At 66.8% G+C, this 10752-nt stretch carries 11 protein-coding genes and 1 pseudogene; all 12 read right to left on the bottom strand.

Annotated features, from left to right (window positions below):
* Positions 1 to 142: pseudogene (locus tag H7290_RS06615) on the bottom strand (DNA recombination/repair protein RecA); the annotation flags it as partial.
* A 184-nt stretch (positions 143 to 326) separates the two neighbouring features.
* A complete protein-coding gene (locus tag H7290_RS06610) occupies positions 327 to 1361 on the bottom strand; it encodes a LacI family DNA-binding transcriptional regulator (RefSeq protein WP_290513230.1) in 1035 nt (344 codons plus the stop codon).
* On the bottom strand, positions 1358 to 2722 hold the full coding sequence (locus H7290_RS06605; protein ID WP_290513229.1) for a GH1 family beta-glucosidase: 1365 nt from the start codon (positions 2720 to 2722) through the stop codon (positions 1358 to 1360). Before H7290_RS06605 ends, H7290_RS06610 begins: the two co-directional genes overlap by 4 nt.
* Entirely contained in the window at positions 2719 to 3543 is an 825-nt protein-coding gene (locus tag H7290_RS06600; protein WP_290513228.1) for a carbohydrate ABC transporter permease, read from the bottom strand. The genes H7290_RS06605 and H7290_RS06600 overlap by 4 nt, the downstream gene beginning before the upstream one ends.
* A 1-nt stretch (position 3544) precedes the next feature.
* Positions 3545 to 4459: a carbohydrate ABC transporter permease gene (locus tag H7290_RS06595; RefSeq protein ID WP_290513227.1), complete on the bottom strand. Its 915-nt coding sequence runs from the start codon at positions 4457 to 4459 to the stop codon at positions 3545 to 3547.
* A 90-nt stretch (positions 4460 to 4549) separates the two neighbouring features.
* Positions 4550 to 5836 (bottom strand): extracellular solute-binding protein, encoded by a 1287-nt coding sequence (locus tag H7290_RS06590; RefSeq protein WP_290513226.1) that lies wholly within the window; start codon positions 5834 to 5836, stop codon positions 4550 to 4552.
* A 161-nt stretch (positions 5837 to 5997) separates the two neighbouring features.
* Positions 5998 to 6192 carry a DUF3046 domain-containing protein gene (locus H7290_RS06585; protein WP_290513225.1) on the bottom strand — a complete coding sequence of 65 codons (195 nt, stop codon included), beginning with the start codon at positions 6190 to 6192 and terminating at the stop codon, positions 5998 to 6000.
* A 53-nt stretch (positions 6193 to 6245) separates the two neighbouring features.
* Positions 6246 to 6548 (bottom strand): helix-turn-helix transcriptional regulator, encoded by a 303-nt coding sequence (locus tag H7290_RS06580; protein ID WP_290513224.1) that lies wholly within the window; start codon positions 6546 to 6548, stop codon positions 6246 to 6248.
* Between the two features lie 109 nt (positions 6549 to 6657).
* A complete protein-coding gene (locus H7290_RS06575) occupies positions 6658 to 7146 on the bottom strand; it encodes a CinA family protein (protein ID WP_290513223.1) in 489 nt (162 codons plus the stop codon).
* 32 nt (positions 7147 to 7178) lie between these two features.
* On the bottom strand, positions 7179 to 7799 hold the full coding sequence (pgsA, locus tag H7290_RS06570; protein ID WP_290513222.1) for a CDP-diacylglycerol--glycerol-3-phosphate 3-phosphatidyltransferase: 621 nt from the start codon (positions 7797 to 7799) through the stop codon (positions 7179 to 7181).
* Between the two features lie 32 nt (positions 7800 to 7831).
* Positions 7832 to 8269 carry a hypothetical protein gene (locus H7290_RS06565; RefSeq protein ID WP_290513221.1) on the bottom strand — a complete coding sequence of 146 codons (438 nt, stop codon included), beginning with the start codon at positions 8267 to 8269 and terminating at the stop codon, positions 7832 to 7834.
* A 7-nt stretch (positions 8270 to 8276) separates the two neighbouring features.
* On the bottom strand, positions 8277 to 10742 hold the full coding sequence (locus tag H7290_RS06560; RefSeq protein WP_290513220.1) for a DNA translocase FtsK: 2466 nt from the start codon (positions 10740 to 10742) through the stop codon (positions 8277 to 8279).
* Positions 10743 to 10752 lie beyond the last annotated feature (10 nt).

Below are 10752 nucleotides of genomic sequence, written 5' to 3'. Positions count from 1 at the left end.
TGACCTCGATGGGGGCGCGGGCCTGGTCGCCCAGTCGCATGACGGCACCCTTGCCGTGGGCGCGGTCAATCTGTGCCATCGCGTTCTCGAGGGACTTGCCTTTGTCCTTGTCGGTCGCGAGGGAGCTGTTGGGCTGTGCCATGGTGGTTCCGTTTCTGCTCGTGGGTGGCCGGTCATCGACGACGTTAGAAGAACCCTCAGACATATGTGGGCCTCATCGACCCGTCTGTGGATGTTGTCCTTCTGACGTCCAACCTGTGCACGAGAATAATACGAACACCTGTTCGATGCGGTGCGACACGCCGAGACTTCCCGAGCCCGAGCTTTCACCTTTCTGCCGGCACGGTGCTCCCCCGCACGAGGAGGTCGACGGGCAGCACCAAGTGCTCCTTGGTGGGCTCGTCGGCATCGATCTGTCGCAGCAGCATCGCCGCCATCTCCTGACCCAGCCTCGTGAGGGGTTGGTGCACGGTCGTCAGCGGCGGGTCGGTGGTCTCTGAGGCCGGGGTGCCGTCGAACCCCACGACGCCGACGTCGTGGGGCACCCGACGTCCGCGTGCTCTCAGCGACCGAAGCGCGCCCATGGCCATCAGGTCGCTCGCGGCGAAGACGCCGTCGACATCGGGGTGTCGGTCGAGGAGGTCTTCCATCGCCGCCCATCCGCTGACCTCGCTGAAGTCGCCCTCGACGACGAGCGACGTGTCCAGTGCCAGCCCGCTCTCGACGATCGCTGCGGTGTAGCCGTCGAGCCGGTCGCGGCCGGAGGCCATCGCCTGGGGGCCGGTGATCGTGGCGATGGTGCGGCGGCCGGTTGCCACCAGGTGCCTCACGGCCTGACGTGCGCCATCGCGGTTGTCGACGTCGACGAACGAGGCGTCGGACCAGAGCGCCGACCGTCCGCCGAGCACCATCGGCACGCCCCGCGATCCGAGGTCGAGGGAGTATGCGCCGTCGTCGTGCACCGACAGCAGGAGGACGCCGTCGACATGCTGGGAGTTGAGGTAGGCGCCGAGCCGTATGGCCTGATCGCTGCTCTGCACCAGGGACAGGACAAGCTGCCGTTGGGCGTCGTTGAGGGTCGAGGAGATGCCCCGGACGACCCCGGCGAAGAACGGCTCGCCGAAGATGCGCTCGTCGGACTCCGCGATGACCAGGGCGACCGTGCCGGTGCGACGGGTGACGAGGGACCGGGCAGCCTGGTTGGGCACGTAGCCGAGCTCCTCGACCGCACGCAGCACCGCCTCGCGAGTGCGCTCAGAGACCTGCGGCGACCCGTTGATGACGCGTGATGCTGTGCCGCGGCCGACGCCCGCGTGGGCAGCGACCTCCTCGAGGGTCGGCCGTCCTCCCAGCACGTTCATCCTGTCATTGTCGCGTCTCGATGAGCCCGGATGACGGAGGCGTACCAACGCGCGCTGTCCTTGGGGGTGCGCACCTGCGTGTCGTAGTCGACGTGGACGATGCCGAAACGCTTGCCGTAGCCCTCCGCCCACTCGTAGTTGTCCATCAGCGACCACGCGAAGTAGCCCCGCACGTCGAGGCCTCGCTGCCGCATCGTCGCCACAGCCTGCAGGTGCCGGTCGAGGAAGTCGACCCGGTCGGCGTCGCGCACGACGCCGTCGACGACGGTGCCGTCGTCGAACGCCGCGCCGTTCTCAGTGATGTAGATCGGGATCGGCGCATAGTCGCGCTGCACCTGGGCGAGGATCTCGACGAGGCCGTCGGGGTCGACGTCCCAGCCGGTAGCCGTCTTGGGCATGCCGTTCTCGAGCTGGAACCGCACCTCGGACGACCCCGGCCACAGGCCAGCACCCACCACGTGGCGGGTGTAGTAGTTGACGCCGAGGAAGTCGAGCGGCTGGCAGATGGCGGCAAGGTCCTCGTCCAGGATGAACGCCGCATCGGTGACGGGTGCGAGGTCGGCGAGGACGTCCTGGGGATAGCTGCCTTGCAGAAGCGGGTCGAGGAACCACCGGTTCATCAGCCCGTCGACGCGGCGCACCGCGTCGTCGTGGCGGCCGGAGTCGTCGATGGGCACCACCGGGTAGAGGTTGACCGTGACGCCCACCTGCGCGTCAGGGACCGTCGCACGCAGCCTTTCGACGGCGAGCCCGTGACCGAGCATGAGGTGGTGCGACGCAGCCACAGCCGCGGCGGGCTCGGTGCGGCCCGGTGCGTGGATGCCGCTGGCGTAGCCGAGGAAGGCAGCGCACCACGGCTCGTTGAGGGTGATCCAGTGCTTGACCCTGTCGCCGAGCGACTCCGCGACGATGCCGGCGTAGTCGGCGAATGCATAGGCGGTCGTGCGTGACGGCCAGCCGCCGGCCTGCTCGAGCACCTCGGGCAGATCCCAGTGGTAGAGGGTTGCCCAGGGCGTGATGCCCTTCTCCAGGAGCCGATCGACAAGCCGGTCGTAGAAAGCGATGCCCGCGGCATTGCCGAGTCCGACGCCGTCGGGCTGCACGCGTGGCCAGGCCACCGAGAAGCGGTAGGCGCCGAGCCCGAGCCCGGCCATCAGGTCGACGTCGTCCGACCAGCGGTGGTAGTGGTCGACAGCCACCGCACCCGTCTCGCCGGCGACGACGCGGCCAGGGGTCGCTGCGAAGGTGTCCCAGATGGAAGGAGTGCGTCCATCCTCATCGACGGCGCCCTCGATCTGATAAGCCGAGGTGGCGGCGCCCCAGCTGAAGTCTGCGGGAAATGCTGAGAGGTCGAGAGTCATGCCTTGAGCCCACCTTCCATGATTCCGCCGATGATCTGGCGGCCGAACACGACAAAGACAAGGACGAGCGGCACTGTCCCCAGGAGGGTGCCCGCCATGATGAGGGACTGGTCGGAGTAGTAGCCGCTGGACAACCGCGACAGCGCGATCTGCACCGTGGGGTGCTCCGCGTCGAGGGTGAGGTAAGGCCAGAGGAAGTCGTTCCAACGCTCCATGAACGTCAGCAGGCCCAGCACCGCGGCCGCCGGACGCAGCGCCGGGAACACGATGCTGAAGAAGATGCGGAAGGTCGACGCACCGTCGACCCGGGCCGCCTCGATCATCTCGTCGGGGATCGCCTGCTCAGCGAACTGACGCATCATGAAAACGCCGAAACCGGCCACCACGAACGGCAGTGTCACCGACCCCAGCCCCCCGGACAGCCCGAGCTTTCCCATCAGCATGTAGAGCGGGATGAGCCCGAGCTGCACCGGCACCATCATGGTGCCGATGACGAACAGCAGCATGACGTTGCGCCCGCGGAACTTGAGCTTGGCGAAGGCGAACCCCGCCAGCGACGAGCTGACAACGACGCAGATCGTGGCGACCGACGCCACCAGCGCGCTGTTGATCAGTGCCTGCCCGAACAGCACGTCGGGGTTGGAGAACACCCGGTCGAGATTGCTGACGAGCTGCGCGCCGAGACTCAGCGGTGGCGGCAACGACACGATCTCGTCGTTCATGCGCGACGCCATGACGAGCATGAAGTACAGGGGGGCAGCGGAGAGGAGCACCGTCGCGGTGAGCGCGACGTAGAGCATCCAGTTCTTGTGCAGCCTCATGTCAGCTCGCCGACTTGATACGTCGCAGGAGCAGCACGTTGATGAGCGCGAAGATCGCGATCAGGACGAACAGCACCCACGCGATGGTGGACGCGTACCCGAATCGCTGGCCTGTGAAGGCCTGCTGCACGAGGTACATCGCCACGGTCTGGAACTGGCCGGTCGAGCCGCCGGCAATGGCGTTGACGCCCGAGCCGAACAGCAGTGGTTCGGTGAACAGCTGGATACCGCCGATCGTCGCGATGATCGTCACGAAGATGATGGTCGGCCGCAGCATCGGGACGGTGATGGTCCAGAACTGTCGCCAGGAAGAGGCGCCGTCGATGCGCGCGGCCTCGTACAAGTCTTTCGGCACCGACTGGAGCGACGCCAGCAGGATCAGGGCGTTGTAGCCCGTCCACCGCCAGTCGACCATGACCGAGATGGCCAACCAGGACGACCAACGGTGGCCCTGCCAGTCGATCGGGTGGTCGAGGCCGACGTGCCCGAGCGCCCAGTTCACGATGCCGTAGTCGCGGGCGAAGATGAGCCCGAAGATGATGCCCACCGCCGCCACCGAGGTGACATTGGGCAGGAGCACCCCCATGCGCCAGAATGTCCGGCCCCGGAGGCGGCTGTTGAGGACCTGTGCCAGCACCGTGGCGATCGTGAGCTGCGGGATGGTGGCCAGCACGAAGATGCCGACGGTGTTGACCAAGGCTCGCCAGAAGTCCTGGTCCTGCATCAGCTCGCGGTAGTTGGCCAGGCCCACGAACCCTTGGTCGCCGGCCAGCAGGCTCCAGTCGTGGGTGGAGACCCACGCGGTGTAGACCAGTGGGAACAGCCCGAACACTGCGAACACCAGGAAGAACGGTGACACGAAGGCGTACGGGGCGAAGCGAACCTCAGCCTTGCTGAGTCGGTCGCGAGTTTTCAACAGAACTCTCCTCGTCGATCCGGTGCCTGCACCCGCTTGAGGACGAGCGCAGGCACCGGGGTCCGGTGGGGTGGTGCCGAGCGGCGTTCGCTACTTCGCCGCTTTCTCAGCCGCCTTGACCGCGGTCGACCAGCCCTCGGTGTCGGACCGCTGACCGTTCTCGACGCTGCGCAGGACATTCTCGAACGCATCGCGGACGGGGACGTTCTTGGCGCCGAGGTAGACCGGCTTCAGGTTCTTCGCCCCGGCCACGAACAGCTGTCCGGTCGGCGCGTCGTTGAAGTAGGGGTTGGTCGCTTCCTTCAACGCGGGGGTGTCGTAGAGGGCGGGCAGCGACGGGAGCCGGCCCTCGCTCTCGAAGGCACCCATCTGCCCCTCCTTGCCCGACAGGAACTTGATCAGCTCGAGGGATTCCTTCTGGTGCTTGCTCGACTTGGGCACTGCCAGCCAGGAGCCTCCCCAGTTGCCTCCCCCGCCGGGCACCGTGGCGATGTCCCACTTGCCCTTCGAGCTGTCGCCGGCCTGGCCCTTGATGTAGCCGGTCATCCACGCCGGGCACGCGACGGTGGCGAACGACCCGTTCTTGAAGCCGGCATTCCACTCATCGGAGAAGGCGACCAGCTTGGCCGTGAGGTGTGCCGAGATCATCTTGTTGGCTTCGTCCCACGCTCCCTTGACCGCCGGGTTGGAGTCGACGATCAGCTTGTTGTCGCGGTCGAAGTAGGTCGTGTCGCCGCCCTGCATCAGGATCGAGTTGAACGTGTTGGTCGCGGCGTCGACGAAGTGCACCTTCTTGTCGCCTATTCCGGTCTGGAACTTCTCACCCGTGGCGATGAAGTCGTCCCACGTCGGCCAGAGCTTGGCGACCTCGGTGCGGTCGGTGGGAAGCCCGGCCTTCTCGAACAAGTCGCGGCGATAGCACATGGCAAGCCCCCCGACATCGGTGCCGAGGCCGATCGTGGTCTTGCCGTCGGCCGTCGTGGTCGCGTTAGAGACGAAGGGAAGGTAGTTGGCCTTGAGTTCGTTCGAACCGTGATCCTGCAGGTTGACGAACTTGTCCGCGCTCTGCAGGAAGTTGACGGTCTGGCCCTCTTCGATGGCGACAACGTCGCCGGCGCCCGAGTTTGCCGCGATCTGCTGGCTCAGCTTGGTGTTGTACTTGCCGAGGTCGCCCTCGGCCGTCTCGACGATCTTGACACCCGGGTGGGCCTTCTCGAACTGCTGGTAGACGGCCTTGTAACCGAACTGGCCGAACAGATTGACCCGTAGGGTCACGTCGCCGCCCGAGCCTCCGCTACCGGAACCGCAACCGGCGGCAAGGGCTCCCACCACGAGGGTTGATGCCGCGAGAGCGGTGATGCGCTGTGTGCGATTCACGTCGAACCTTCCTCTACTGCTCCCCCCGTGGGAGCGTTCCCACGAGTATGAAGTGGGTCACACCAGGAGTCAACAGTTTTGGGAGCGTTCCCACACTTTTGTTGTCCGCGACGAGTAATCACGCCTGCAGACACGCACATCCCACCGCCCGACGGGCAGGATCAGCGTTCGGACGCGGGCAGACCGAGGGTGGCGTGAACGGCGCGCCAGACGGTCTTGGGAGGTTCGCCCTGCTCGAGCGCCTCAGCCGCCGTGCGTCCGCCAAGCTCACGCATCACGTGTTGACCCGCCCACACACGCGCGTAGGCGAAACCGAGGTGCTGGTCCATGCGCACCCAGAACTCACTGTGCTTCATCTGAGCCGTGCTTCATCTGGGCTGCGCTTCACGAGGGCAGGACTGGGGCCGGATCAGGCCGCTGATGCCGACACGTCGCCCGGGGCGATGGAGGGGATGCTGGCGAGGTACGACTCGGCAGCCTCTTCGACCTTGAGCAGCGAGCTGACGTCGAGCAGGACTTTGGACAGCGGGACGTCCAGTGCCGAGGCGAGGGCGGCGAGCAGCTCAGAGCTGGCTTCCTTCTGGCCCCGTTCCACCTCGGAGATGTAACCGAGGCTGATGCGCGCCTTGCCCGACACGTCGCGCAGCGTGAGGCCTTGGGACACCCGACGCTCGCGGAGCACCTCGCCGACCAGCTGACGCATCGCGGTCATCGGGTGCCTCCATCCGGGTAGAGCTTGTGTCCTGGCAAGTGGTGTGACGTTCGACCGGCCTGTGATCGTCGGCCGACATGATCGGCAGATGTGAGCTGCCTCATGTTCTTCAACCCCGCGCCGAGCGGGATTCTTCCCCCAGCCTAGCGACCAGTTCAGACAACAGCGCGTCGACCGTCAGCCTGCGGATGGTGTCGCGGTCGCCGACGAGGTTGAGGAGAGTCGATCGCACCCCGCCGGGCCCGGCGATCGCGACGTGGACCGTGCCGGGTGGCTTGCCCTCGCTGGCGTCCGGTCCGGCGACTCCCGTGGTGGCCAGCCCGTAGGTGGATGAGGTCACTCGACACGCTCCGAGGGCCATCTGTTCGGCCACGCCAGCGTCGACCGTACCGTTCTCGGCGATCAGCGAGGCGTCGACACCCAGCAGCCCGATCTTGACGTCGGCGGCGTAGGCGACGACGCCTCCGCGGACGACGTCGGACGCTCCGGGGACATCGACCAGCGACGCACACACCAGTCCCCCGGTGAGCGACTCGGCCGTGGCGACGGTGGCTCCGGCCGTCCGGAGGGCGTCGATGGCCTCAGCGGCCAGCGTCACTTCTCAGCACTGACATGGGGCAACACTGGCATTCACCGACCAGCATCCCTCTTGGTCGCGGCCCTCGAGTCGTCACGCAACGTGCGGGCGTCGCGAACGTATTGCACGGCGGTGCTGATCGTGATGGCCACCGCGGCGGCCATCAGCAGGTGCGTGATCACGCGCAGGATGTCGCTCGGGGTGTTGTCCCAGATCTCGAACGGAAGGAGGTAGCCACCCAGGGCGACGGCTTGCAGGGTCGTCTTGATCTTGCCCCCCTGACCTGCCGGCATGACGCCATACTTCTTGACGACGGAACGCATCAGGGTGATGCCCCACTCGCGCACCAGGACGACGATCGTGACGGTCCAGAACAGCCAGTTGTCGAAGATGATCGCCAGACCCACGAACGCCATGCCGGTGAGGGCCTTGTCGGCGATGGGGTCGGCCAACTTGCCGAAGTTGGTGACGAGGTTGTGCTTGCGCGCCAGGTCACCGTCGATCTTGTCGGTGATCATCAACAGCATGAAGGCCACCCAGGCAGCGACCCGGTAGCCCGTCGACTGCCCGTCCTGGGTGAGCAGGAGCCACCCGAACAGCGGGACACCCGCGATGCGAAGCACCGTCAGGGCGTTCGCGATGTTGAAGTTGCTCGGCGCAGTTGCCGCTTCCATGACTCCCTCTCGGTGGCGCGAGGACCAACGATTCAGTATGCGGCAGCAGAGCGGCGGCGCGCCAACTGGACCTCGGCCTCGGCCGGCGAGACATCGGTGCCCAGGCCCAGCGGAGCGGTGTAGAACCGGCTGCCGTCGTTGCTGACCACCTTGATCCGCGGGTCGTGGCGTACGCCGACACGACGCTCGACACGGATCTCGGCCAGCTCGCTCCAGAGCAGTCCGACCCATCCTTCGCGCGACCGCATACGCACGCCGTGGTCGTCAGCGACGAACAGTGGAGTGCGTGAGTCGCGGAGGCCACTCAGGTGCGTGAGGGCAATCAGGATGAGCACCGTCGCGGGCGCCCAGAACACCGGTTCGTCGCGGCGGTACGCCAGCCAGCCGAACCCGGCGGCGAGGATGAGGCACAGCAGCCCGAGGGCGGCGTACAGGCCCGTGCGTCGGCGTATCTCGAAGGGATCTGGCATCAGCTGGTCAGCCGATCTGGATGCTGGCGAGGACCTGCTCGAGGTCATCGGCCTTGATCAGCACATCGCGGGCCTTGGAGCCCTCGCTCGGACCGACGATGCCTCGGCTCTCGAGGATGTCCATCAGGCGACCAGCCTTGGCGAAACCCACGCGCAGCTTGCGCTGCAGCATCGACGTCGAACCGAACTGCGTCGTGACGCAGAGCTCGATGGCCTGCAGGACGAGGTCCATGTCGTCGCCGATGTCATTGTCGATCTCGCGCTTGGCGACCGGCGCGACGGTGACGTCCTCGCGGTAGATGGGCTGCAGCTGCGTCTTGCAGTGCTCCACGATCGTGTGGATCTCTGCCTCGGTGATCCAGGCGCCCTGCATGCGCATGGCCTTGTTCTGGCCCATGGGAAGGAACAATCCGTCGCCTTGCCCCACGAGCTTCTCGGCGCCCGGCTGGTCGAGGATGACCCGGCTGTCGGTGACCGAGGACGTCGCGAAGGCGAGTCGGCTGGGCACGTTGGCCTTGATCAGGCCGGTGACGACATCCACGGAAGGTCTCTGCGTGGCCAACACCAGGTGGATACCGGCTGCTCTCGCGAGCTGGGTGATTCTCACGATGGAATCTTCGACGTCTCGTGGCGCCACCATCATCAGGTCAGCGAGCTCGTCGACGACGACCAGCAGGTAGGGGTACGGCGCGAGCACCCGTTCGCTGCCCGGCGGGAGGCGGACCTTGCCGGCCCGCACGGCCTTGTTGAAGTCGTCGATGTGCCGGTAACCGAAGTTCGCGAGGTCGTCGTAGCGCATGTCCATCTCGCGCACGACCCACTGCAGCGCCTCGGCGGCCTTCTTGGGGTTCGTGATGATCGGGGTGATGAGGTGCGGGACGCCCTCGTAGGCCGTGAGCTCGACGCGTTTGGGGTCGACCAGGATCATCCGCACCTCCTCGGGGGTGGAACGCATCAGGATCGAGGCGATCATCGAGTTCACGAAGCTCGACTTGCCCGAGCCCGTGGCGCCAGCGACGAGCAGGTGCGGCATCTTCGCGAGGTTCGCCACGACATAGCCGCCCTCGACGTCCTTGCCGAGGCCGATGACCATGGGATGGTGGTCGCTGCGCGCCTTGACCGACTTCAGCACGTCGCCGAGCGAGACCATCTCCTTGTCGATGTTGGGGATCTCGACACCGATCGCGGACTTGCCGGGAATCGGCGAGAGGATACGCACTTCGTTGGACGCCACGGCGTACGAGATGTTGCGTGACAGCGCGGTGACCTTCTCGACCTTGACGGCGGGGCCGAGCTCGACCTCGTAGCGCGTGACCGTGGGGCCGCGGGTGTATCCCGTGACGGAGGCGTCGATCTGGAACTGATCGAGCACCTCGGTGAGGCGCTCGACGACCTCGTCGGACGCCTTGGACCGTGCCTTGTGCGGCGAGCCCTCGCGCAGCATGGTGCTGTTGGGCAGGGAGTAGACGACGTCGCCGGACAGCGCCAGCTGCTCAGCGCGTTCCGGGATCGGCTCGATCGGCGGAAGTACCGCCGGCTCGTCGTCGGGCTCCGGCTCGAAGACGCGCGCGGGAACCTGACGGTCCTCGTCGGGACCGTCGACAAGGGGGTTGTCGTACGGTTCGTCGTCCTTCGTCGGTGCCGCGCTGGTACGGGGGTGCTTGCGCTTCGCGGGGACGTCGGCGGCAGGCTCGTCCGCAGAGCGGCCGAGCGCCTTGTCGCGCACCTCGCGCAGGCGTGCGGGCACGGCGTAGACGGGCGTGTTCGTCACGACGAGCAGGCCGAAGACGCCCACCAGCGTCAGCAAGGGCGCCACGACATAGGGACTCTTCAAGAGGTCGATCAGCACTGCCGAGAACAAGAAGCCGATAGCGCCGCCGGCTTCGCGCATCCCCTGGGGGTCGCCGGGCCTCGGCACGTCGTGCGCAAGATGCACGAGGCCGAGAATGCCACCGCTGATGGCACTCCAGCCGATGACCTGACGACCGGCGGGACCGTTGCGGTCGGGGTGGCGAAGCGTGCGCCAGGCGATCACGACGAGCAGGATCGGCACGGCCCACGCGAGGATGCCGACGCTGCCGGCCGCCATCTTGCGGATGGCGTTGCCCACCGCGCCGGGGATGTCCCACCACACGGCAGAGGCCACGATGATGCCCAGCCCCATGACAGCGAAGCCGACGCCGTCACGGCGCTGCTCCGGGTCGAGGTCCCTGGCGCTGTGACCGATGCTGCGGGCGACGGCGCCCACGGCACCAGCGAGGCCGAGCCAGAGCGCTGTCGAGGCGCGCAGCAGCACGTTCACGACAGCAGCAATCGGACCAGGTCCCGTTCGTCGTGCGGCGGGCTTGCGAGCTGCAGGCTTGCGCGCCTGTGGCTTGCGCCTCCTGGTGGAGGTGCCTTTCGCATTCGACTTCGTGCGGGCCTGGCTGCCGGACGGCCGCTTGCGCGGCGGGGAAGACGTTCGGGTCGCCATGGCGTAAGAC

The sequence above is a fragment of the Aeromicrobium sp. genome (assembly GCF_014378035.1).
Taxonomy (GTDB): Bacteria; Actinomycetota; Actinomycetes; order Propionibacteriales; family Nocardioidaceae; genus Aeromicrobium.
The sequence above is the reverse complement of the archived record's forward strand: the minus strand, read 5'-3'. Positions and strand labels throughout refer to the sequence as shown.